This is a genomic window from Mycobacterium sp. NGS15 (assembly GCF_059813245.1).
The window spans coordinates 651,446-672,220 of the sequence record NZ_JCALEF010000002.1 but is presented as its reverse complement, the minus strand read 5'-3'; the positions used below and the strand labels follow the sequence as shown (position 1 = coordinate 672,220).

At 64.8% G+C, this 20,775-nt stretch carries 25 protein-coding genes; 12 read left to right on the top strand and 13 right to left on the bottom strand.

All coding sequences use genetic code 11. The annotated features are described in order from the left end of the window. Positions 1 to 4: 4 nt before the first annotated feature. From pstS to AC5Y5C_RS07580, 3 genes are all read right to left on the bottom strand, one after another. On the bottom strand, positions 5 to 1,144 hold the full coding sequence (gene pstS, locus AC5Y5C_RS07590) for a phosphate ABC transporter substrate-binding protein PstS (protein ID WP_499970545.1): 1,140 nt from the start codon (positions 1,142 to 1,144) through the stop codon (positions 5 to 7). Positions 1,145 to 1,311: 167 nt separating this feature from the next. Beyond that, positions 1,312 to 2,217 carry a mycothiol synthase gene (gene mshD, locus AC5Y5C_RS07585; RefSeq protein WP_499970543.1) on the bottom strand — a complete coding sequence of 302 codons (906 nt, stop codon included), beginning with the start codon at positions 2,215 to 2,217 and terminating at the stop codon, positions 1,312 to 1,314. 20 nt (positions 2,218 to 2,237) lie between these two features. After that, on the bottom strand, positions 2,238 to 3,062 hold the full coding sequence (locus AC5Y5C_RS07580; protein ID WP_499970541.1) for a winged helix-turn-helix transcriptional regulator: 825 nt from the start codon (positions 3,060 to 3,062) through the stop codon (positions 2,238 to 2,240). A gap of 116 nt (positions 3,063 to 3,178) precedes the next feature. On the opposite strand from AC5Y5C_RS07580, the gene lmeA reads away from it, so the two are divergent. From lmeA to AC5Y5C_RS07550, 6 genes are all read left to right on the top strand, one after another. Continuing rightward, a complete protein-coding gene (gene lmeA / locus AC5Y5C_RS07575) occupies positions 3,179 to 3,976 on the top strand; it encodes a mannan chain length control protein LmeA (protein WP_499970538.1) in 798 nt (265 codons plus the stop codon). 44 nt (positions 3,977 to 4,020) lie between these two features. Further along, positions 4,021 to 4,440: a thioredoxin family protein gene (locus tag AC5Y5C_RS07570; RefSeq protein ID WP_499970696.1), complete on the top strand. Its 420-nt coding sequence runs from the start codon at positions 4,021 to 4,023 to the stop codon at positions 4,438 to 4,440. Continuing rightward, the gene (locus tag AC5Y5C_RS07565; protein WP_499970536.1) at positions 4,349 to 4,537 is read left to right on the top strand and encodes an Ms5788A family Cys-rich leader peptide; all 189 of its coding nucleotides are present in this window, start codon (positions 4,349 to 4,351) and stop codon (positions 4,535 to 4,537) included. The genes AC5Y5C_RS07570 and AC5Y5C_RS07565 overlap by 92 nt, the downstream gene beginning before the upstream one ends. Positions 4,538 to 4,616: 79 nt before the next feature. Then, positions 4,617 to 5,090 (top strand): DUF4395 domain-containing protein, encoded by a 474-nt coding sequence (locus tag AC5Y5C_RS07560; protein ID WP_499970535.1) that lies wholly within the window; start codon positions 4,617 to 4,619, stop codon positions 5,088 to 5,090. Positions 5,091 to 5,143: 53 nt separating this feature from the next. Beyond that, complete coding sequence (locus tag AC5Y5C_RS07555; protein ID WP_499970533.1) at positions 5,144 to 5,977, top strand: sulfurtransferase; 834 nt, start codon at positions 5,144 to 5,146, stop codon at positions 5,975 to 5,977. 2 nt (positions 5,978 to 5,979) lie between these two features. Then, positions 5,980 to 6,285, top strand: coding sequence for a DUF1416 domain-containing protein (locus AC5Y5C_RS07550; RefSeq protein WP_005064245.1), 306 nt, complete (start codon positions 5,980 to 5,982; stop codon positions 6,283 to 6,285). Positions 6,286 to 6,391: 106 nt separating this feature from the next. On the opposite strand, the gene AC5Y5C_RS07545 is transcribed toward AC5Y5C_RS07550, so the two are convergent. The 4 genes from AC5Y5C_RS07545 to AC5Y5C_RS07530 all read right to left on the bottom strand — a co-directional run bounded on the left by AC5Y5C_RS07545 (position 6,392) and on the right by AC5Y5C_RS07530 (position 10,060). Further along, complete coding sequence (locus AC5Y5C_RS07545) at positions 6,392 to 6,961, bottom strand: hypothetical protein (RefSeq protein ID WP_499970530.1); 570 nt, start codon at positions 6,959 to 6,961, stop codon at positions 6,392 to 6,394. Positions 6,962 to 6,993: 32 nt separating this feature from the next. Beyond that, positions 6,994 to 7,557 (bottom strand): hypothetical protein, encoded by a 564-nt coding sequence (locus AC5Y5C_RS07540; protein ID WP_499970528.1) that lies wholly within the window; start codon positions 7,555 to 7,557, stop codon positions 6,994 to 6,996. 15 nt (positions 7,558 to 7,572) lie between these two features. Then, positions 7,573 to 8,229 (bottom strand): MspA family porin, encoded by a 657-nt coding sequence (locus AC5Y5C_RS07535; RefSeq protein ID WP_499970526.1) that lies wholly within the window; start codon positions 8,227 to 8,229, stop codon positions 7,573 to 7,575. A gap of 370 nt (positions 8,230 to 8,599) precedes the next feature. After that, the gene (locus tag AC5Y5C_RS07530) at positions 8,600 to 10,060 is read right to left on the bottom strand and encodes an ATP-binding protein (protein ID WP_499970694.1); all 1,461 of its coding nucleotides are present in this window, start codon (positions 10,058 to 10,060) and stop codon (positions 8,600 to 8,602) included. A 129-nt stretch (positions 10,061 to 10,189) separates the two neighbouring features. Here AC5Y5C_RS07530 and AC5Y5C_RS07525 point away from each other — a divergent pair, with 129 nt between their 5' ends. Further along, positions 10,190 to 10,843 carry a response regulator gene (locus tag AC5Y5C_RS07525; protein WP_499970524.1) on the top strand — a complete coding sequence of 218 codons (654 nt, stop codon included), beginning with the start codon at positions 10,190 to 10,192 and terminating at the stop codon, positions 10,841 to 10,843. Between the two features lie 23 nt (positions 10,844 to 10,866). On the opposite strand, the gene AC5Y5C_RS07520 is transcribed toward AC5Y5C_RS07525, so the two are convergent. Together AC5Y5C_RS07520 and AC5Y5C_RS07515 are read right to left on the bottom strand one after the other, a co-directional pair. Then, positions 10,867 to 11,214, bottom strand: a complete 348-nt coding sequence (locus AC5Y5C_RS07520; protein ID WP_499970522.1) for a hypothetical protein — start codon at positions 11,212 to 11,214, stop codon at positions 10,867 to 10,869. Positions 11,215 to 11,369: 155 nt separating this feature from the next. After that, entirely contained in the window at positions 11,370 to 11,756 is a 387-nt protein-coding gene (locus AC5Y5C_RS07515) for a hypothetical protein (RefSeq protein ID WP_499970692.1), read from the bottom strand. Positions 11,757 to 12,103: 347 nt separating this feature from the next. On the opposite strand from AC5Y5C_RS07515, the gene AC5Y5C_RS07510 reads away from it, so the two are divergent. Continuing rightward, entirely contained in the window at positions 12,104 to 12,721 is a 618-nt protein-coding gene (locus AC5Y5C_RS07510; RefSeq protein ID WP_499970520.1) for a heme-binding beta-barrel domain-containing protein, read from the top strand. Between the two features lie 301 nt (positions 12,722 to 13,022). On the opposite strand, the gene AC5Y5C_RS07505 is transcribed toward AC5Y5C_RS07510, so the two are convergent. Continuing rightward, the gene (locus AC5Y5C_RS07505) at positions 13,023 to 13,877 is read right to left on the bottom strand and encodes an aminodeoxychorismate lyase (protein ID WP_499970518.1); all 855 of its coding nucleotides are present in this window, start codon (positions 13,875 to 13,877) and stop codon (positions 13,023 to 13,025) included. A gap of 70 nt (positions 13,878 to 13,947) precedes the next feature. On the opposite strand from AC5Y5C_RS07505, the gene ygfZ reads away from it, so the two are divergent. Beyond that, positions 13,948 to 15,042: a CAF17-like 4Fe-4S cluster assembly/insertion protein YgfZ gene (gene ygfZ / locus AC5Y5C_RS07500; protein ID WP_499970516.1), complete on the top strand. Its 1,095-nt coding sequence runs from the start codon at positions 13,948 to 13,950 to the stop codon at positions 15,040 to 15,042. A 115-nt stretch (positions 15,043 to 15,157) separates the two neighbouring features. Beyond that, positions 15,158 to 15,337, top strand: coding sequence for a DUF3073 domain-containing protein (locus tag AC5Y5C_RS07495; protein WP_078291719.1), 180 nt, complete (start codon positions 15,158 to 15,160; stop codon positions 15,335 to 15,337). Positions 15,338 to 15,362: 25 nt separating this feature from the next. Here AC5Y5C_RS07495 and purM read toward each other — a convergent pair whose 3' ends face one another. The 3 genes from purM to AC5Y5C_RS07480 are packed head-to-tail and all read right to left on the bottom strand — an operon-like array spanning position 15,363 to position 18,581. Continuing rightward, complete coding sequence (gene purM / locus AC5Y5C_RS07490) at positions 15,363 to 16,442, bottom strand: phosphoribosylformylglycinamidine cyclo-ligase (protein WP_078291721.1); 1,080 nt, start codon at positions 16,440 to 16,442, stop codon at positions 15,363 to 15,365. Positions 16,443 to 16,491: 49 nt separating this feature from the next. Continuing rightward, positions 16,492 to 17,565 (bottom strand): NAD(P)H-dependent amine dehydrogenase family protein, encoded by a 1,074-nt coding sequence (locus AC5Y5C_RS07485; RefSeq protein WP_499970514.1) that lies wholly within the window; start codon positions 17,563 to 17,565, stop codon positions 16,492 to 16,494. Positions 17,566 to 17,573: 8 nt separating this feature from the next. Continuing rightward, positions 17,574 to 18,581 (bottom strand): 3-ketosteroid-9-alpha-monooxygenase, oxygenase component, encoded by a 1,008-nt coding sequence (locus tag AC5Y5C_RS07480; RefSeq protein ID WP_499970513.1) that lies wholly within the window; start codon positions 18,579 to 18,581, stop codon positions 17,574 to 17,576. Positions 18,582 to 18,735: 154 nt separating this feature from the next. Between AC5Y5C_RS07480 and AC5Y5C_RS07475 the strand changes: the two genes are divergently transcribed. Together AC5Y5C_RS07475 and AC5Y5C_RS07470 are read left to right on the top strand one after the other, a co-directional pair. Continuing rightward, complete coding sequence (locus AC5Y5C_RS07475; protein ID WP_499970690.1) at positions 18,736 to 19,293, top strand: TetR/AcrR family transcriptional regulator; 558 nt, start codon at positions 18,736 to 18,738, stop codon at positions 19,291 to 19,293. Continuing rightward, positions 19,294 to 20,718 carry an amidase gene (locus tag AC5Y5C_RS07470; RefSeq protein WP_499970512.1) on the top strand — a complete coding sequence of 475 codons (1,425 nt, stop codon included), beginning with the start codon at positions 19,294 to 19,296 and terminating at the stop codon, positions 20,716 to 20,718. It begins immediately after the preceding gene. Positions 20,719 to 20,775: the final 57 nt, after the last annotated feature.

Sequence of the window (20,775 nt, the reverse complement as noted above, 5' to 3'; positions counted from 1 at the left end):
GCTGCTAGGCGAGGGCCTTGATGGCCGTCTCCAGACGAGACTTGAACTGCGTGGGCAGCGGGGCGTAGCCGACATCGGCCAGACCCTTCTGTCCCTGGTTCACCGCGACCGTCAGGAACGACTTCACCGCGGCGGCCACTTCGGCGTCCTTGTAACCCTTGGAGCAGACGATCTCGTAGGTGGCCAGCACGATCGGGTAGGCACCGGCGGTCTTGGTGCCGTAGATCGAGGCCAGGTCCAGCTTGAGGTCGTTACCCTCGCCGGCGAACTTGGCGGTCTCCACCGAGGCGGCGGCGGTCTCCGGGGTCAGCGCAACCGCGCCAGCGCCACTGTCGATCTGGGCATACGGCATCTTGAGGTCGTCGGCGTAGCCCTTCTCCACGTAGGTGATGGCACCGGGCAGAGCCTTGACCTTCTCTGCCACACCCGAGGACTTCTCGGCGCTCTCACCGGCGCCGCCCTCCCAGCTGCCGCTGCTGCCCTTGGTCCAGCTCTCCGGGGCTGCGGTGGTCAGGTACTTGCCAAAGTTCTCACTGGTGCCGGACTTGTCCTTGCGGTACACCGGGGTGACCTTGGTGTCCGGCAGCGTGGCGCCCGGGTTGAGCGCGGCGATGGCCGGGTCGTTCCAGGTGGTGATGGCCCCGGTGAAGATCTTGGCCGCAGCGTCCGCGTTGAGGACCAGCTTGTCAACACCGGGAATGTTGTACGCCAACGCAATCGGCCCGAAGACCACGGGCAGATTCCATGCCTCGTTGCCCGCGCAGCGCTCCTTGGCCTTGCCTGCTTCTTCCTCGGACAGCGCCGAGTCGGAGCCGCCGATGTCGACCTGTCCGGCGATGAAGTTGTCGCGTCCCTTGCCCGAGCCAGTGGGGTTGTAGTTGATCGACTTTCCGGAGCACGCGGTCGAATACTCGTTGGCGAAGATGTCGAAGGCGTTCTTCTGGGCCGACGAGCCCTCGGCGCTCAGCTTGGCCTTGCCTGCACAGTCGCCCGAGCCGGAAGCAGCGCCGGACGCACTGGAGGAGGAGGCCCCCGTGTTGTTGTCGCTACCGCAGGCGGCGAGGCCGGCGGTCAGAGCGACCGCGGCAGCCGCCGCGAAGATCGTGGTGCCGGTGCTTTTAAGATTCACGGCCTTGAGGTTCACGGCTCTCGCTTTCTCGCATGAGTGGTCGGAAGACAGGTGACGGGAATGGATCTTCTACGCGCACCCCGGAAACTAAAGGCAGTCGATGGACGGGCACCCGACCGCAGGTAAACGGAAAGTGAACTCACAGACTTGACAGTCCGGTCGTTATCGCAGGTAAACGCCCATCAGGCCCGACCGTAGGCGGCATCGGTGAGAGAAATCCGGAATCCCAACCGCTCATATGTCCGCAGGGCCGCGCCGTTGTCCGACTCGACGTACAGCAACACGGTGTCCAAACCGGTATCGGCCAGGTGGTGCAGCCCCACCAACGTCAGGAGGTGCCCCAATCCCCGGCCTTGGGCGGCAGGGGCGATGCCCACCACATACACCTCGCCTACTCCCGCCTTATCCAAATGCCTTTTGGTCCAGTGGAATCCGAGAAGTTCGCCAGTCTGCACATCATGCGCGAGGAACAGCCCACGTGGATCGAACCAAGGTTCGGCGAACCGGCCGGACAGATCGTCCTGCGTCCAGCCCCCCTGTTCCGGATGCCAAGCGAACGCAGCGTTGTTGACGCGAAGCAGATCCGAATCAGCTTGCGGACCAGTATAATTCGTTATCACCACACTGGGGTCGGCCGAGACGGCAGGCAGATCGGCCAGGGGGCGACGCATCTGATGGAGCCGCCGCAACGCAACCAGCCCCAGCTTGGCCGCCAGCGCCCTGGCCTCCGGCAGGTCGCCGTGAGCCCATATGCGGGTGCCTTCGCCGCCCTCGCCGAGGGCTTGCCGAATCATCGCCGAACCGATTCCGCGGCGGCGCACCGCCGGCGCGACCACCAATTCGGCCATCGCCGTGGCATTCTCGCGAGCATCCCCGTCGGTGGCACTGTCATCCGGCAACACCAGGTTGAGGTATGCCACCACGTCGTCCCCATCCTCGGCGATCAGGTGCTTGGCGCCGGTTCCGCGCAACTCACGCAATACCTGCTCCCCCACCGGAGCGATACCGTCGGCGCGGGTGGCCCCGACGATCAACTCGCGTATCTGTAATTGACGCTGATCATCGAGAAGCCGGACCCATTCGGTCATACCGTCACGCTAGTCGTGATTCAGCCGGCGTTGCGTGCCCCTGGTTCGGCGATGGCGTCTTCATCGGTGACGTCTTCATCGGCGATGTCTTCGTGGATGTCGCCGGGGTCCACATCGTCATCGACGTCAGGAGCCACGGCGCCCGCACTCTCGGATGTGCCGGAGTCGCTCTTCGCCCGCGGCGGCCGGACCGCCTTGTAACCGACGTTGCGCACGGTGCCGATGAGCGATTCGTATTCGCCGCCCAGCTTCGCGCGCAGCCGCCGCACGTGAACGTCCACGGTGCGGGTGCCGCCGAAGAAGTCGTATCCCCATACCTCTTGGAGCAGCTGAGCCCTGGTGAACACCCGGCCGGCGTGCTGCGCCAAATACTTGAGCAGCTCGAACTCCTTGTAGGTGAGGTCAAGCGGGCGACCGCGCAGCCGCGCGGTATAGGTGCCCTCGTCGATGACCAGTTCACCGAGCACGACCTTGCTGGCGTTCTCCACGTTGACCGCGCCCGCACGGCGCCCCACCAGCAGACGCAGCCGTGCGTCGATCTCGGCGGGGCCCGTTCCGGGTAGCAGGATGTCGTCCAGCCCCCAGTCGACGTTGACCGCCACCAGGCTGCCCTCGTTGACCACGGCGACCACCGGGACCGAAGATCCGGCAGCTCCCAGCAGTCGGCACAGTCCACGCGCGGAAGCCAGATCGGTGCGCGCATCGACGATCGCCACATCGGCAGAGCCCGCCTCCAGCAGCGACGACACCTCGCTGGGCACCGGTCGCACGGTATGGGCGAGCAGCGATAGAGAAGGCAGCACCGCATCGGGATTCGGGTCAGCGGTCAGCAGCAACAGGTCCAACGAGCCCTCCAACACCCGGGTGCTTCGGTCTCCAGGTGTTCCATAATGTACCCCGCCACCTGCTGGTAAGCCCGGCCGAGAGCGGCGGACGCGCAGTAGTACGCGAGAATGTGCAGATGCGCAAACCCCTGATCGCCACCATTGCGGCGGTATGTGCACTGGCAATCGCGGTCACCGGCACCGATTTCGGATGTGCGATCTACGCCGAATACCGGCTGTCCCGGACCCTGCGCGCCGAGGCAAACCTGAGCTCCGATCCGTCCGTGGCAATCCTGGTTTTCCCGTTCATTCCCCAGGCTCTGGCGCACAGATACAAGGAAGTCGAGATCAAGGCGCACGGGGTGGACCACGCGGAGACGGGCAAGGCAACGCTGGAAGGCACCTTGCACGGCATCGACATATCCAAGGCGTCCTGGCTGATCCATCCGGACTCGCCATTGCGCGTGGACAGGGTGGAAAGCCGAATCATCATCGACTCCAACCACCTGGGGCGATTCATGGGAGTCAACGACCTTGCCGTCGAACCCCCTCCGAAGGAACAGAACGACGCCACCGGCGGCACCACCGAATCCGGAATCTCCACGGGAACCGGCCTGCTGTTCACGGGAACGCCGAAGACGGGAGAATTCCACCAGAAGGTGACCGTCTCCGTCGACGTCTCCGTCGGCGGACCGGACAAGACAGATCTGCAGTTCGTCGCCACGTCCGTGGTGACCGGCCCGGGCACGGCCGACCGTGATGTGCCCGAGGATCAGCAGGCCGACGTCTTCGCCGCGTTCACCAAGGTGGTCCCGCGGCAGAAGCTCCCCTTCGCCATCGAACCAACCACGGTCGGCGCACGTGGATCAGATGTGATCATCGAAGGTATCGCCAAGGGAGTAACGATCTCCCTGGACGCGTTCAAACAGTCATGACATCAGGTTTGTCGGCTCTCGAGGAGAGCGGCTCATCGCCCTTTGTGACCGCGGTCATCGTGATCGCGGTCGCACTGCTGGCCTCGAGCCTCATCGCGGTCGCCATCAAGAGCAAGGCCGGCAAGTTGCGCGAAGGGCCAGGCGGGGCGGACGAGGTCCACGCCCCTCCCGGCATCGAGCTCTCCGCGACCGGACCGACAATTGTGCATTTCAGTGCGGTGTGGTGTGGTCCGTGTGCGTCGGTCCGCCGAGTCGTAGACCAGGTATCTGCTGACCAGCCCGAGGTGGCCCATGTAGAGGTCGACATCGATGCAAACCCCGACGCCGCGCGGGCCCTCTCGGTGCTGTCACTGCCGACAACCTTCATCTTCGATGCCACCGGACGGCAGGCGTATCGAGTTTCCGGAGTGCCCAAGGCCGCCGACCTGCGCACTGCCCTGCAGGGCATGGCGCAGCCGGGGTAAACTCGTCGCCGTGCTAGCCCGCCTTGAGCCGATGCTCACCAAACGACGCGCCGTCGATCTGTGCCGCGTCGCGGGCTGCTGCTGTTGTTGCTGCTGATAGCGGCACCTCCCACCCCACTGAGTGTGTGCCGTACCTGGTGTAGCCATATCCGCCACCCTGAGGAGCACAACAAACCATGACCACTGCCAACACACCGCCCGTAATCAGTCAGGTTGACGTCCGCGGTCCCCGCTTTGTCGCCTGGGTCACCACCACAGTTCTCATCATCACCCTCGCGGTGTCCGCCGTATCGCCGGCGGCAGCGGCAGTGATCCTGGGACTTCAAGCAGCGGTGTTCGCGATCGGCGCGCTGCTGGGGCCGCACCGTGGCCCCTTCGGAACGATCTTCCGGACTCTGATCCAGCCCAGGCTTAGCCCGGTGACCGAACGCGAGCCCATCCCGCCGCTGCAGTTCGCCCAGCTGCTCGGCTTCACCTTCGCTGCGGTCGGAACCATCGGGTTCGCCACGGGCGTCACCTTGCTCGGCCAGATCGCGACGGCGTTCGCATTGGGCGCCGCCTTCCTGAACGCCGCCTTCGGCATCTGCCTGGGTTGCCAGTTGTACCCCCTCGTTAACCGTTTTCGCCGCACACAACCGTCGGCTCAGTAGCCCGGCACAACCATTTAGTTACCCCATTTAGTTACCCCCGGAAGGAACCCTGCATGGCACGCTCTGACGTACTGGTCTCCGCCCAATGGGCGCAAGACAACCTTTCCACTCCCAACACGGTGTTCGTGGAGGTGGACGAGGACACCAGCGCGTACGACGTCGGCCACATCGAGGGCGCCGTCAAGCTGGACTGGAAAACCGATCTGCAGGACGCGGTCAAGCGTGACTTCGTTGACCAGCAGCAGTTCTCGAAGCTGCTCTCCGACAAGGGCATTGGCAACGACGACACCGTGGTCTTGTACGGCGGCAACAACAACTGGTTCGCCGCATACGCCTACTGGTACTTCAAGCTGTACGGGCACGCTGACGTGAAGCTGCTCGACGGTGGCCGCAAGAAGTGGGAGCTGGACGGCCGCTCGCTGTCCACCGACACCGTGTCGCGGCCCGCAACGTCCTACCAGGCTGCCGCACCGGACAACGCTATCCGCGCCTTCCGCGACGAGGTGATCGCCGCCATCGGTGCCAAGAACCTGGTGGACGTGCGTTCGCCCGATGAGTTCTCCGGCAAGATCCTGGCTCCCGCGCACCTGCCGCAGGAACAGAGCCAGCGTCCCGGACATGTCCCCGGCGCCATCAACGTCCCGTGGAGCAAAGCGGCCAACGAAGACGGCACCTTCAAGTCGGATGACGAGCTGGCCAAGCTCTACGCCGACGCGGGGCTGGATGGTGAAAAGGAAACCATCGCGTACTGCCGCATCGGTGAGCGTTCCTCGCACACCTGGTTCGTGTTGCAGGAGCTCCTGGGACACCAGAACGTGAAGAACTACGACGGCAGTTGGACCGAATACGGCTCTCTGGTGGGAGCCCCGATCGAGTTGGGAAGCTAGTTATGTGCAGTGCACCGAAGCAGGGCCTGGCCATTCCGGCGGGTGTTGACGTGGAAAAGGAAACCGTGATCACCGGCCGCGTGGTCGATGGCAACGGTCAGACAGTGGGCGGCGCCTTTGTGCGCCTGCTGGATTCCTCCGATGAGTTCACCGCCGAGGTGGTGGCGTCTGCGACCGGCGACTTCCGGTTCTTCGCCGCACCGGGCGACTGGACGCTGCGGGCGTTGTCCTCGGCCGGGAACGGCACGGCCACGGTCAGCCCCACCGGCGCCGGCATCCACGAGGTCGACATCAAGATTGAAAGCTGAGCGGGGCCTTTCGCTCTATCTCGAGAAGGCACTCAGGTACGTATTCAGCCCGAATCACGTACCTGGGTGCCTTTTCGCGTCACTAGGTGGTGCCGACCTGAGAACTTCAGTTCGCCGTATCCGGTGCGGCGACGGAACTGCGCACCGGCTGCCTGGCCTCCAGCCCCGGCATGGGCTGCTCGGGTCCACCCCCGACAGGCGACGGATCCTCCAGGCCGACCGACTGCCCGGTGGCGGGGTTTTGCCGACCGATCGCGGAGGTCGCACCCGGCATAACACCGCCGGCCACATCGGGCGCCGCAGTCTCCTGCATCGGCGAACCGGTGCGCACACCGAACACCTGCCCACGCGGACCGGCCTCTTGCGGCTTCACGACGACATGCTTCGACTGAACTCCGAGCCGGTCGTCGGGCAGGCCGATACGGGACGACTCGGGGTCCGCGTTGGTCATTGCCCCGACACCACCCGCGTCCAGGACCCGGGGCGGCGGGGTTAGGGAGAAGACGGTCTGAAACCCGTACGCGCCGGGGAAGTAGCCGATATAGCCGGGCGGAGTGTAGATCTGCCCTGTCGGGTCGCCCGGGACTGAAGGGTCGGCCGCTGCGCTCGGCGCCCCCAGCAGTGCCGCAGGTAGCAGCGTGACGATCGTCGCCGCGCATGTGAGGTGTGCTCTCATGGTGTGGATCCTCTGCCTATGGGTGCGGTGGTTCACTTCGACACGGTGGGACCGGTGTCGGGGCCGCTGTTCACAGAGCTTGGCCCGACGGTCCCGTTGGCGGCCGGCTGGCTGGATTCACCGCCGAGGGGCAGCTGTCTCGCGGTTCCGGCGTAGGGGTCTTCGAGGCCACCCCCCGGACTGCCCGCCGGCATCGTGTATCCGGGCGTGACGCCACCGGCAGGGTCGGGTGCACCCGTCGCCTCCATCTGCGACTCCGGCCGCACGCCGAAGGCGTTCCCCACCATCGAACGCCGCTGCGGTTCGACACCGAGTTGCGAGCCGGGCAGCCCGAACGCGGCCGAGTGGGAGTCGGTATTGGTCATCGCCGCCACGCCTGCCGTGTCGAGGACGCGCCGGGGCCGCATCCAGAAACCCAGGATCCAGGTGTACGCACCGGGTTGATGGCCGATCCGTCCCGGCATGTTGTGGTACGGAAGACCGTCGTAGCCAGGAGGTGGGCCGGGAGGAACAGGGTCTGCGGATGCGTTCGGCGCCAAGAAGATCCCCGTGCCGCAGAGAATCGCGAGCGCTCCCGCGATCATGCGTGATGCCATGGCTTTTCTCCTTGCTCAGATCTTGGTGGGTTCGCCGTAGATGGCGTAGGACGAATGCGCCCCTGTAGTCGAGATCCGCAAGTACGCGTACGACCGGATGGTGACGTCGCCACCGCAGGCGTCCGCCTTGACATGCAGATTCGTGACGTCGAGTGTTGCGCGCCCCGACTTGTCGAGCCCCATGTTGGACATCGGGAGATCAACGATCACACCGGGTTCGAGAACCGTCTGTGCGTACCCGGTGAGACCGCCACCTACTGATCCGCCGACGGAGCTGCTCGACCCGAGACTTCCGGTTCCGCTCACGCCGCCGGACGCCGCACCGCCGAACTGGAGGCCGCTGGATACGTCAGATTGGCATCCGAGCTGATAGCCCATGATGAACAAGCTGTCCATGATTTCCCCTTGCCCGCCCTCGACCCTCGCCGAGGCATACAGGGACACAAAGGCCTCGCGCGAGTTTGTCGCATTGGCGAGGTTGGGAATCGAGTTGACTACCTCGTTGTAGCTGTTCAGATGGATGTGCCAGCCGTCCGGTGTCACCTGATCCAGGTCCTCCGGCAGCATGGTCACCGGTTCCGCGAATGCCGCGGGCGCTTCCGTCACTGCCATACCGCAGAGCACCGCCACAACGCATGCGGCGCGCGTAAATCGATCAAGCATTCCCGCCATGTGAGCCTTTCGAATGGTCTTTGAATATCGCCGTTCCGTCTTACGGAATGGCGCCGCTTGCCTTTTATGGGCATTTATCGACTGATATCGACAACATCACTCTTGACCAGGCAACAACGCCAGAATTTCTGCGAATTGCGCTCTACCGCAACAATTTCTCCAGCCGTCGCTCATTCCCGATAAAGCTCTTCGCAACCGAACGGAGCTCATCTAGCTAGAGATCCGTTAACGCCGCCTCGAATCTCGGTGAACGGGGACTAAACGCGGAATTTGGTATGGTTTGCCACCATTAAGCAGGTGTGGTTTCCCCCCATATAGACAGATCTACCCGGGAATTACCTGTGAAAGAGGGGCCGTGGCGGCGATCTCGTCAGAGAATCGGAATGGAAACGTCCAGAGCGGTGCCGCGCCCGACGGGGCTGGACACACTCAACTTCCCGCCCAGCGCCTCGACTCTGTCGGTCAACCCCACGAGTCCCGAACCCTTATGAGGATTGGCCCCGCCCACGCCGTCATCGCGGATAGCCATACAGAGATCCGGCCCGCTACATCGCACCGAAACCTGCACCCGAGTTGCCGCGGAGTGCTTGGCGGCGTTGGCAAGCGCCTCCGCCAGCACGTAGTACGCGGCCATCTCGACCGACTCGGCGATCGTGCCATCGACGTTCACCTCGATGGTGACGGGAACGGCCGAACGCCGCGCCAGCGTGCACAGCGCGGGCCGCAAGCCACTGGACAGGATCGCCGGGTGAACACCGCGCGAGAATTCCTGAAGGTCTTCGGTAACACCGAGCAACCCGGCGCTCAGCTCCGCGAGTTGGTCGGCCAGATCCGGTAAACCCAAGGGCAATTCGGCTGTCACCATGCCGAGCCGCAGGCGCAGCGATGCTAGGCGCTGTTGCACGCCGTCGTGCAGATCGCGCTCCAGACGGCGACGTGCCTCGTCTGCCGCCGTCACGATCCGGGCTCGGGAAGCGGTGAGCTCTTCCCGGGTATGGGCGTTCGCGATCGCGGTGGCGGCCAGGTCGGCGAAATCGTTCATGGGCGCAACCTCGAGGCCTTCCACGCGCAGAACTGCCGCTCCCCAGGTGCTCCCACCGACACGGATGGGAGTGCACACGCTGGCATCGAATCCCAGCGCCTCTCCGGGCGGCACGCCGTCGACCAACACGAGCTGGGTTCCCGGCATGTGGCCCGTTCCCACATCACCGGATGCCGCGACGATGGTGACGGTGTTGCCGGCCTCGTACCGCAACAAAATCGCCGTATCGGCGTGCAGACAATCGACCATCTCGTCGACCAGCGCCGCGAACACGTCCGACGGCGGTACCTCCCGCGCGACCAGGGTCGCTATCCGGCGCAGCCCCGCCTGTTGCTCGGCGATCGCGGCCGCCTCCCGACGGCGCGCCTCGACCTCGTTGGTGCGGGCACGGGCCAGGCTTGCCAGCCCGTTGGCGACCAGCGCGGCTACCAGGAAAATCACGTGGACCACGCCGTTCTGCAGCTCGACCGATAACACATGGCCGTTAGGCCAATCGCGTACGTAGTCGAACGTGATGGCGCTGGCGATGGAGGTGAGCACCGCGAGCCGCAGCCCCCAGATCGCCGACACGACCAAAATGCCGAGAAGATAGATGGTGCCCATCCGTTCGGTCGGCGCGATCTGCCGCAGTAGCAGCGCCGCAACGGTTTCGGAAACGAGAAAGCCCGCGGCCACCAGGATTCCCAGTGTGGCCGAGGGTGGTGTGCCCGGCTGGAAGGGCAACGTCAGCCATCCCCACAATCTGAGTGACGATGTGCCGCGGCCGTTGTTGGCCGACTCGCCGGCCATCGTCGACGGCCCCGGCGGCAGCGTTGAGATGGTGGGGGTCACGTCTCGAAAACTTCCTTACCTCCGGGACTCAGATGCGTCCCGCCTCTTCGAATATAGCCACGCAGGCTGCGCGGCTACTCTGGCGCTGTGGCCGCCTTGCGCGTGGTAATCGCCGACGACGACGTACTCCTTCGTGCAGGGATCGCCAGCCTGCTCGATCATTCGAATTTCGAGGTTGTCGGCCAGGTGGGCGACGCCGTCGACCTGATGGGTTTAGTCAGGGCCCAACGGCCTGACCTCGTCGTCACGGATATCCGGATGCCGCCGACGCACGCCACCGAAGGACTTGAGGCTGCCCGGGCAATACACAAGGAGTTCCCAGAAATCGGAGTGCTGGTCCTTTCCGCACATGTGGAAGTGGAGTACGCGATCGAGCTCGTGTCAACGGGAGGCGGACGGGGCTACCTCCTCAAGAGCCGTATCGGCGATGTCGCGGAGTTCGTCGACGCGCTGAACCGGATCGCCGGAGGGGCCGCGGTATTGGACCCGGCACTTGTCAGAGAGCTGGTGGTGACGCGCCGCAACGACCATCCGATGGACGCCCTGAGTCAGCGGGAACGCGAGGTGTTGGGGGTGATGGCCGAGGGTTTGTCGAATGCCGGCATCGCCCGCAGGCTGTGGATCACCGAGAGCACGGTCGAAAAACACGTCCACAATGTGATGACGAAGCTGAATCTGACCGAAACCGATGAGTACCACCGCCGGGTGCTCGCGGTGATCACCTTCCTGGCGGGTACTTGATCCGCGCTCGATCTTCTTGGCGACTACGACGCCGTGTTGCCGCAGACCACGCCGGGATTCTCACATTCGGGGCCGGTGGTATCGGGTAACTGCACCCACTCGGGTTGACCGCGCTGACTTTGAACCTGATCGGGGTACCAGATTCCGGTACGACAGACGACGCCCCTGTCCATGCACTGCGGCCCGGTGCCATCGGGGTGATCAACCCATCCACCGGCACTGTCGCGCGGCTGCTGCGCCTCGGTGGGCGCCATGCCGCCGTCCAGCCACTCACCGTCGTGGTTCGGCGACGGCACCGGCGTGGGCTTGTCGGGCGCCGCATCCGCGAGGCCCGGTGTCGCCACCACGAGCGCGATGCTGACGAGACCCACACTGATTCCCCGAAGTACTGACTTTGATTGCCACACAGGTGTTTTCCTATCCACGACGCCCCACTCGGCAATCGTCCCGTATGCGCCAACCACTGGCATCCATACGGACACCCAAAGTTCATGGGGGCCTACCCCCAAAAGGTCGGAAGCTCGCGCTAGTAGGACCAGCTGCCCGTGCCCGACGAACTGGGCTGCACGACGAACCCGTGCTCGCCGTAGTGCCGATCCGGCGGATCGGGGGTGTCCTTGGCCCAGGAGTCGGGCTTCTTGGCGCGGCAGGCCAGCGCCTCCTCGGTGAGGACCGCACAGACCACGCCATTGCCGGGCGCGATCTTGGATCCGGTGGGCAACAGCGGATACGGGTGATCGTCGGGTGTCTGGTCGTACTGCGCGATGAGCCCCGGCTTGGTCAGGGACACCGTCACCGAGTTCATGCCCTCGCCGGCACCCACGATCCGTCCGGTACACGAGACGCCCAGATCCGCGATCATGTTGCTCTGGCATCTGAGGCCGCCGGGCGTGCTGAACACCCAACCCGACATGCTCGGGTGCGCACCGATCACCCGGTACTCCTCCAGATCGACCGCCGGATAGGAGTCAACGTCCGGAAACGTGGGCGGTTGCGCATTCGCTGTGGGCGTCACAACAAGCCCAACAGACAGCACAAAGGGTGTGAAAAACGCAGATAACAATCGTCTTGGCAAGATCGTCACACCCTTCCATCGCGGTAGCTAGATCCGACGTTACCCGGCGAGTTGTGGGTCACACCGTTATCCCAGGTAAGCTCCCATTCCGTGGTGCTCTTCTTCGAGATCATGTTGGTGGCCGCGGTGCTTGTCATCACCTGGTTCGCGCTGTACGCGCTGTACCGGCTGATCACCGACGAGTCGTGACGGAACCAGATCCGACCGCCGCCGAGCAGCGGCCATCGGTGGGCCGGAACCTACCCACCTTTCAAGACCTCCCCGTCCCCGCCGATACCGCGAACCTGCGCGAAGGCGCAGACCTGCATGAGGCCATGCTCGCGCTGCTGCCCCTGGTAGGAGTGTGGCGCGGCGAGGGCGAGGGCCGGGATGCCGACGGCGACTACCGATTCGGACAGCAGATCATCGTCGCGCACGACGGCAGCGACTACCTCACGTGGGATTCACGGTCGTGGCGGCTGGATGCCGACGGGCAGTTCGAACGGCTGACCCTGCGCGAGAGCGGGTTCTGGCGGTTCGCGCCCGATCCGGACGATCCCGACGAAGAGCAGGCCATTGAGCTGGTGCTGGCGCATGCCGCGGGATTCGTCGAGCTGTTCTACGGCCATCCCCGCAACGCCTCATCCTGGGAGTTGGTCACCGATGCGCTGGCCCGGAGCAAGTCCGGTGCGCTGATCGGCGGGGCGAAACGTCTGTACGGCATCATCGACGGCGGCGACCTGGCCTATGTCGAGGAGCGGGTGGGTGCCGACGGCGGCCTCACGCCGCATCTGTCGGCGCGGTTGTCACGGTTCGCGGGCTAGACCTCCCGCGCCTGTCGCTCGTAGCCGGGCACTTCGACGCGTCTTTCCGGCCGTCCCCAGAAAGGGGGCGGCCCCCGAACCGTTCGGCTCGATCGGACTCATCGAGGGTTCGGGGGCCGGGTGGCTGCGGTGGATTTGCCCACTGCAGCGCATGGCTGCACCTAGCGAGCAGCCACCTCACATGTCCAATAAGCAATCAAAGTGTCGGACCACCTCCTTCCTTGTGTACCGACGACGGTACGACGCAAGAGAGTGCGCGACAACCGATTTATTCTGCGGCGAGCAGAACTAGCGGGCGGAACTAGAGCGCGATGGCCTTATCGACCAGCTCGGGCAACCGCGCCGCCAGCGGCCCTGCGGGACGGCTGACACCGTCGAGCGTGCGCACCCGGGCTGCGAGAGTAATACTTGCCAACATCCAAACATCCTGGGCAGCAACCAGATCAGCAGGCTTCACAGCCTCGTACCGGCACGGGATGCCCGCTGCCACGGCCACCTCGAACAGTGCCCGCTGAGTGGTTCCGTGCAAGATCCCGTGCTCCGGGAACGGGGTGACCAATGCATCGCCGGTATCGATGATGACCGTCGATCGCGGCCCCTCCAGCACGAACCCATCCGAACTGATGAAGATGACGTCTTGGGCCCCTTGATTTTCGGCATATCGCAGGGCGGACATGTTGATCGCGTAGGACAGTGTCTTGGCCCCCGATAACAGCCACGGCAGCGGTTCGGCGGGCCGCGCGGGCAGTCCGCGATCCAGGGTGATCACCGAGATGCCGTCACGGCGCGCCACCAGCGAGCGTTCCGGAACCGGCGCGATGGTCAGATATGCCGTTGCGCCCCCGCCGCTTTCACGACCGCGGGTGTAGACAAGCCGTAGCATCGCATCGTCGGTCGATATCGAGTTCCATTGCCGCACTCCGACCTCGACGGCCGCACGCCAGGCAGGCCGGTCCGGCTCGGCCAGATCCATCGACGCGGCAGATACGGCCATCCGATTCAGGTGCGCGTCCAGCTTGCAGACCATGCCGCCGCGCACCAGCAGCGTCTCGAACGCGCCGTCTCCACGAACAGCGGCAAGCTCGTCGGCGTGCAACAGCGGCACCGAGGGGTCGTGCACTTCGCCGTCGAGTGTGACCAGCACCGCTACCGCCATGGGCAATGAGATTAGCGGTCGTACAGTTGGACATGTGATGAGCCGCTTGCGTGAAGAACATTAGGCACCGATGACGGCCATCTACGTACCTGAAGGTAGCCCCGACGCCGGTGCTGTGTGGCACTACGGCGACCCGCTCGGTGAGCAGCGCACGGCCCTGACCAGTGCCGCCCTCGTCGATCGGTCGACACGCCCCGTCATAGCCCTGTCCGGCACCGAGCGGCTGAGCTGGCTGCACACCATCTCCAGCCAGCACGTCGCCGACCTGCGAGACGGCGAAACCCGGGAAAACCTCAGCCTCGATGGACAGGGACGTGTCGAGGACCACTGGGTACAAACCGATCTGGACGGCATCACCTATCTGGACACCGAGCCATGGCGGGGCCAGGCCCTGAAGGACTTTCTCGCCAAGATGGTGTTCTGGGCAAAGGTGGAGGTCTCGTCGTCCGATCTGAAGCTCTTCACCCTGCTGGGGCCGGACACCGTCGACCTCGCCGACAAGCTGGGGATCGCGGCGCTCCCCGAACTCGACCGCGCGGTCGCCCTACCCGGCGGCGGCCTGATCAGGCGGATGCCGTGGCCGCTGCCCGATGCGACATTCGACCTCCTGGTGCCGCCGGAACATGGCCTCGGCGACCGGCTGGGGGTACGCCCGGCCGGTCTGTGGGCGTACGAGGCGCTCCGGATCGCTACGGCGCACCCGAGGCTGGCCCTGGATACCGATGAGCGGACCATCCCGCATGAGGTGTCCTGGATCGGGGTCGACGGCGATCCACGAGCCGTTCATCTGGAAAAGGGCTGCTATCGCGGGCAGGAGACGGTGGCGCGGGTACACAATCTCGGCAAGCCCCCACGGGTGCTGGTGTTGCTACATCTGGACGGCTCTGCCGATCGGCCGTCCACCGGCGACGAGGTGGCGGCAGGCGGCCGTTCCGTCGGCCGGGTGGGTTCGGTAGTCGACCATGTTGACCTGGGTCCCATAGCCCTGGCTCTGCTCAAACGCTCGGTCGTCGAGGCCCTCTCGGGCGGCGATCCGACACCGCTCACCGCAGGGCCGTCAGCAGCCGCCATAGACCTCGATCTCCTGCCCGACCTGCACGGTGAGCAGCGTGGACGCGAAGCGATCAACCGCCTGCGACAGGGGCCGGGCCAACCGGGTAGTTAGGGCGTGCAGCAGTTGGTGGATCGGCACGCTAAACTATCGTCAGGATCGATACAAACACTCCACCGGAGCCGCCCTGAAATTGGGCCGCTCCGCTATTGCGCGAGGGGGTTCCCCCATGGGCCGCGGCCGGGCAAAGGCAAAGCAGACCAAGGTTGCTCGCGAGCTGAAATACAGCTCTCCTAACACGGATCTCGAGCAGCTCCGCCGTGAACTCTCCGGAGCTCCGTCATCTCAGCCGGATGACGACCGCACCAGCGACCGCTGGACTGAAGATGAGGACGCCTGGCGCCGGTGACGGCGGCCAGGCGCAGCACCTCTCCTTAGAATCTCGGGTGCTGGCCTACCAGCACGGCATTCTCGCTGCCCGAATCCTTGCCTGATTTCTTGATGGCGCCAAGGGTCCAGCAGTCGATGTGCCGTGCGGTCAGGACCGCGAGCGCCCTGTCAACGTCTTCGGGTGCGACGACGGCGACCATGCCGACGCCCATGTTGAAGGTCTTTTCCATCTCAGCGCGCTCGATGCGGCCGCGCTGGGCGATCATCGCGAAGATCGGACCGGGGGTCCAACTACTGCGGTCCAGCTCGGCAACCAATCCGTCGGGGATGACGCGGGCGAGGTTTCCTGCGAGCCCGCCACCGGTGACGTGGCAGAAGGTCCGTACCTCGGTCTCTGCGGCCAGCGCGAGGCAGTCCTTGGCGTAGATACGGGTGGGTTCGAGCAGCTCCTCGCCAAGAGTGCGGCCGAACTCCTCGACCTGTCCGAACAGGTCCATCCGGTCGATTTCCAGCAGTACGTGCCGGGCCAGCGAGTACCCGTTGGAATGCAGGCCCGAGGATCGCATCGCGATCACGACATCGCCTGGGCGCACCCGGTCCGGTCCCAATACCCGGTCTGCTTCTACGATGCCGACACCGGTGGCGGACAGATCGAAGTCATCGGGAGCCATCAGGCCCGGATGTTCGGCGGTTTCGCCGCCGAGCAATGCGCAGCCGGCGATGGCGCATCCCTCGGCGATTCCGGCGACCAGCTCGCTGACGCGCTCGGGCACCACCTTGCCGACGGCGATGTAGTCCTGCAGGAAGAGCGGCTCGGCACCGCACACGACCAGGTCGTCGACGACCATGGCCACCAGGTCCAGGCCGACGGTGTCGCGTTTGTCCATGGCCTGTGCGACGGCGATCTTGGTGCCGACGCCGTCGGTGGAGGCCGCGAGCACCGGCTCGCGGTATCCGCCCTTGAGCGCGAACAGCCCGGCGAAGCCGCCGATGCCGCCCAGTACCTCGGGACGATGCGTCTTGGCGACGGATTTCTTGAACAGCTCGACCGCCCGGTCGCCGGCTTCGATATCCACCCCGGCCGCGGCGTACGAATTACTGGGTTTGTCGGCTCGCTCGCTCATATCGGGCCTTAGGCTACCCGTCCCAGCTGGCATCGGTGCCCGCACAGCCCTACTTGAACCGCCCCGCGAATCCGCGCAGTGGCAGGTCGGCCGAGGTGAGGATGCCCGGCGGGGCGTCGATGACGCTCCGAATGGCGTTGAGCGCGGGCAGACCCGTGACGGTCATCCCGACGGATGCGAAGGCTGCAGGGTCGGAGAAGTCGGTGCCGGGCTTGGGAATGACCATGTGCTTGCTGTAGATGCAGGGATCGCCCTGGATCTTCGTGATGTAACAGCCCTTGACGTTCCAGTGCGGCTGAGTCTTCGGGGTCATCTGCCATTCGACATGCACCTCCACCCTGGGTATCCCATCGACGATGCCTTGGTACTTCAGGTAATTAGCACCCAGGGAGCCCTTGGGTAGCCGGTACCAGCCGAGGTCGACGTCCTCGGTGCAGGCCCCCAGCTCATAGGAGAATGTGACGTCATCGAGCTCGAGGCCGAAACAGTCGGCCATCAGATACACCCCGTCGGCGAAGACACGGGTGCCCTTCTCCAGGAGCGCCGGAATCTCGGGGTCCGCTACGGAGCGCCCGTATCCGACCATCTCCCAGGAGTCCACCGAATGATGGCAGGACACGTCCACCGATTCGATGACGGTCACATTCTCGATCTCGGCGACATCGCAGGAGTGGATGACGCCCAGGATCTGCGTCAGACCCGGATTCATCCCGGTGCCGTAGAAGGTGGATCCGCCCCGTTCGCATGCTTCCTGCAGAATCTCCGTGGTGGATCGCCCCGAGGAATGCGGGTGGTTCTGGTTGCGGTGGTGTCCGGTGATCCAGTCGGCGGTGGTGACGATGTCGATGCCCGCCTCGAGCACCTTCACATAGAGGTCCTCGTCGGGGAACACGCCGTGGAAGGTCAGCACATCGGGTTTGGCAGCGATGATTTCCTCGACGGTGCCGGTGGCGATGACCCCGTTGGGCTCCAGCCCCACGAGTTCGCCGGCGTCCCGGCCGATCTTTTCCCTTGAATAGCAATGCAATCCGGCCAGCTCCAGATCGGGATGTCGGGCGATACGCTTGATCATCTCGGCACCGACATTTCCGGTCGCCACCTGAAACACCCTGATTCCACTCATCGCTCGGATCATGTTCGGACTTCCTCCGGGTAGAACTGGGTCGCCCATTTTCGTAGGGCGATGAAGCCGTCGTATTCGGCGCGCACCAAAGCGGGCGGGTCCGAGTACCGTTGATGCGACCAGATATGGACGTCGGCAAGGAACTGGTCGATGATGTTCTGCGCGAATGTCTTTGCGGTCCGCGACAGTTCTTCGGACCTACCGGCGCCGGCCCCCGACTGCCGTCCGATGAAGACGGTGAATCTGACATCGCAGGTCTGCTCATCCACCGGGGTCACCGCAGAGACGGTGCGGTTGTCGATCATCCCCCAGCTCTTGGTGACGGCCACACCCAAGCCGCCGTTGATGGCCTGCACTCCGCTCTTCATATCCTCGGCGGACATGCCCGGTATCTCATCGAAGGCGATGGTGAAGTCGACATAGGAGATGGGCTCCTCGAACTCCTGCCGGGTGAACCTCGGGATGAACGGCGTCTTATGCACGTACTTGAAATGCGCGAAATCGACCCCGTTTTCGAGCACGTACTGCGGATGCAGTTGCAGCCGTTCCCGATACAGGGTGCCGGACGGATATCCCGGGTAGTAGTCGTGGGCGCTGCTCCCGTCGCCGAACCCGGTAAAGACGTCCGGGACGTCGAAGTATGGCTCGCGGCCATCGACATCATGCCAGATGTACACCGCCTCATTGCGTTCCACCACCGGATAACTCCGAATGCGCCGCAACGGATTTGGCCGCTTCTCGTAGGGGATGCACACGTTCTTGCCGTCACGGTTCCATTCCCAGCCGTGAAAGGGGCAGACGATGCGGTCACCCTCGACATGGCCGCCGTGCCCGAGGTGCGCGCCGAGATGCTCGCAGTACGCATCCATCACGGCGAGTCCGCCCGACTGTGCGCGCCAGGCCACCATCTCGCGCCCGAAATAGGTCATCCGATGGACGGCGCCGACCGCGATCTCCGCGGACCAGGCGACCTGGAACCACCCCGTGGGCTTCATCGACAACGGCGGCTTCGGCATCGCAACCTCCTTACGCGGTGACAGTAATCCAATCCGTCCACTTTTCACAGACACTTCTATGAAAAAACCTCCGGCCGCTACCATCACTGAAATGAGCGACGCGGTGGCCACCGGACGACGAGCTAATCGTCGCGGTCTGGCGACCCGCGAGAGCATGCTCGATGCCGCGCTGCGCGTGCTTGCCTCGGGCGATCCGGCTGCGGTGTCGGCGAACAGGATCGCCAAGGAGTGCGGCGCCACCTGGGGTGCGGTGAAGTACCAGTTCGGCGATATCGACGGCCTGTGGGCAGCGGTGTTGCAACGCACCGCCGAGCGCCGCGGCGACCAGCCCTGGCGGTCCGATCCGGACGGCCCACTGGATCGCCGGGTCAGCGCGATCGTCGAAACCCTCTATCGGGGTTTGACGTCACCGGACTCCCGGGCCATCGAGAACCTGCGCCGTGCACTGCCCCATGAATCCGCGGAGCTGGAAAGGCTGTACCCCCACACCGCCGCCGAGCTGGCTTCATGGAAGCATCGTTGGGCGCGAGCGTGCCAGCAGGCGTTCGACGGCCTGGATGTGGATCCCGTCCGGGTGCGTGAGGTGGCGGCCTTCATCCCCGGCGCCATGCGTGGGCTTGTATCGGAAAAGCAGCTGGGAACCTACTCGGATCTGGAGGAGGCCCGTCGAGGGCTCACCAACGCCATCGTCGCCTACCTAGGAGGAAATTAAGTGACGCGCACGCACGTCGTTTCGGCATTCACCGAGGACGCTCTCGGCGACCTGGATGCCACCGGGGTCGCCGAGCGTATTGCCTCCGGCGAGGTTACCGCGGCCGAATGCGCCGAGGCCGCCATCGTCCGTCTGGAACGGGTCAATCCGGCTCTCAACGCGGTGGAGTTCAAGGACTTTCCGCGGGCGCGCGAGCGCGCAGAAGCCGCGGATGCCACCTCCGAGAGGCTCATTGCCTTTCGGGGTGTGCCTACCGCGACCAAATGCAATATCCACGTGGCGGGCATGCCGCTGACAGAAGGCTCGGCGTCGATCGCGCCGACACTGCAGACCGTGGACGGACCGTTCACGCAACAGTTCCTCAGCACCGGGGTCGTACCCATCGCGTCGACGACCATGCCGGAATACGGCTGGTCTGCCAGCACGGAACGTTCGGGAGGCTCGGTCACCCGCAACCCGTGGCACACGGACTTCTCCGCAGGCGGGTCCTCAGGCGGCTCGGCCGCCCTGGTGGCCGCCGGCGTGGTGCCCATAGCGCACGGCAACGACGGTGGCGGCTCCATCCGGATTCCGGCGGCGGCCTGCGGACTGGTCGGCCTCAAGCCCAGTCGCGGAAGACTTTTAGGTGATCCGTCGAGCAGCTCGGCGCCCGTGAAGATCGTCGCCGACGGGGTGCTGGTGCGCAGCGTCCGGGACTGCGCGCAGTTCTTCGAAGCGGCCGAACTGCATTACCGCAATCCGAAACTCACCCCGATCGGCCGCGTGGACCGCCCGGTGCAGCGCCGGCTGCGCATCGGTCTGTGCATGGATTCCCCCTTCACTCCGGCCACAGATACCGCGACGCGACAAGCGGTGAACTCCGTCGCGGAAACGCTTGAGTCCCTTGGGCACAACGTCGAGCCATACACGCCCGCGGTGCTGCCCTCGTTCAAGACCGACTTCGAGGACTACTGGTCCTTCTTGGCCTTCGCCGTCACGAAGGGCGGTTCCAGGTTGTTCGACGGATTCGACGCCTCCCGGTTAGATCCGCTCACACTCGGACTCAGCCGCAGGTTTGTCAGGCGGTCGTATCGCACGCCGCTGTTCCTGGCCCGGCTGGCCGCATCCGCCCGGGTATACGAGAGCGGATTCAACACCGGTATCGATGCCGTGCTCACACCGGTGCTCACCCACACCACCCCGCGAATCGGTTACCTCACCCCGGACCAGGATCCCGAGGTGCTGCTGAACAAGCTCAGCTCATATGTGGGATTCACGCCGGTGCACAACGCCTCCGGCGCTCCGGCTATATCGCTTCCTCTCGGCCAGGATCCAGACGGTCTACCCATCGGAGTGATGTTCAGCGGCTGCCGGGGCAGCGAGCGGACGCTGCTTGAGCTGGCGCTGGAGATCGAGGAGGCGCGGCCCTTCTCGATGCTGGGCTAGTGGCCGGCACGACCACAACCAACACGCAACCGTGACGCCAGTCACAAATTGACCGTG

Excerpts from the sequence above, each read along its gene's own strand:
- mshD (WP_499970543.1), bottom strand. The coding sequence starts at position 2,217 with ATGACCGAATGGGTCCGGCTTCTCGATGATCAGCGTCAATTACAGATA.
- lmeA (WP_499970538.1), top strand. The coding sequence starts at position 3,179 with ATGCGCAAACCCCTGATCGCCACCATTGCGGCGGTATGTGCACTGGCA.
- AC5Y5C_RS07565 (WP_499970536.1), top strand. The coding sequence starts at position 4,349 with ATGCCACCGGACGGCAGGCGTATCGAGTTTCCGGAGTGCCCAAGGCCG.
- AC5Y5C_RS07560 (WP_499970535.1), top strand. The coding sequence starts at position 4,617 with ATGACCACTGCCAACACACCGCCCGTAATCAGTCAGGTTGACGTCCGC.
- AC5Y5C_RS07555 (WP_499970533.1), top strand. The coding sequence starts at position 5,144 with ATGGCACGCTCTGACGTACTGGTCTCCGCCCAATGGGCGCAAGACAAC.
- AC5Y5C_RS07550 (WP_005064245.1), top strand. The coding sequence starts at position 5,980 with ATGTGCAGTGCACCGAAGCAGGGCCTGGCCATTCCGGCGGGTGTTGAC.
- AC5Y5C_RS07545 (WP_499970530.1), bottom strand. The coding sequence starts at position 6,961 with ATGAGAGCACACCTCACATGCGCGGCGACGATCGTCACGCTGCTACCT.
- AC5Y5C_RS07540 (WP_499970528.1), bottom strand. The coding sequence starts at position 7,557 with ATGGCATCACGCATGATCGCGGGAGCGCTCGCGATTCTCTGCGGCACG.
- AC5Y5C_RS07535 (WP_499970526.1), bottom strand. The coding sequence starts at position 8,229 with ATGGCGGGAATGCTTGATCGATTTACGCGCGCCGCATGCGTTGTGGCG.
- AC5Y5C_RS07530 (WP_499970694.1), bottom strand. The coding sequence starts at position 10,060 with ATGGCCGGCGAGTCGGCCAACAACGGCCGCGGCACATCGTCACTCAGA.
- AC5Y5C_RS07515 (WP_499970692.1), bottom strand. The coding sequence starts at position 11,756 with ATGTCGGGTTGGGTGTTCAGCACGCCCGGCGGCCTCAGATGCCAGAGC.
- AC5Y5C_RS07505 (WP_499970518.1), bottom strand. The coding sequence starts at position 13,877 with ATGGCGGTAGCGGTGCTGGTCACACTCGACGGCGAAGTGCACGACCCC.
- ygfZ (WP_499970516.1), top strand. The coding sequence starts at position 13,948 with ATGACGGCCATCTACGTACCTGAAGGTAGCCCCGACGCCGGTGCTGTG.
- AC5Y5C_RS07495 (WP_078291719.1), top strand. The coding sequence starts at position 15,158 with ATGGGCCGCGGCCGGGCAAAGGCAAAGCAGACCAAGGTTGCTCGCGAG.
- purM (WP_078291721.1), bottom strand. The coding sequence starts at position 16,442 with ATGAGCGAGCGAGCCGACAAACCCAGTAATTCGTACGCCGCGGCCGGG.
- AC5Y5C_RS07485 (WP_499970514.1), bottom strand. The coding sequence starts at position 17,565 with ATGAGTGGAATCAGGGTGTTTCAGGTGGCGACCGGAAATGTCGGTGCC.
- AC5Y5C_RS07480 (WP_499970513.1), bottom strand. The coding sequence starts at position 18,581 with ATGCCGAAGCCGCCGTTGTCGATGAAGCCCACGGGGTGGTTCCAGGTC.
- AC5Y5C_RS07475 (WP_499970690.1), top strand. The coding sequence starts at position 18,736 with ATGCTCGATGCCGCGCTGCGCGTGCTTGCCTCGGGCGATCCGGCTGCG.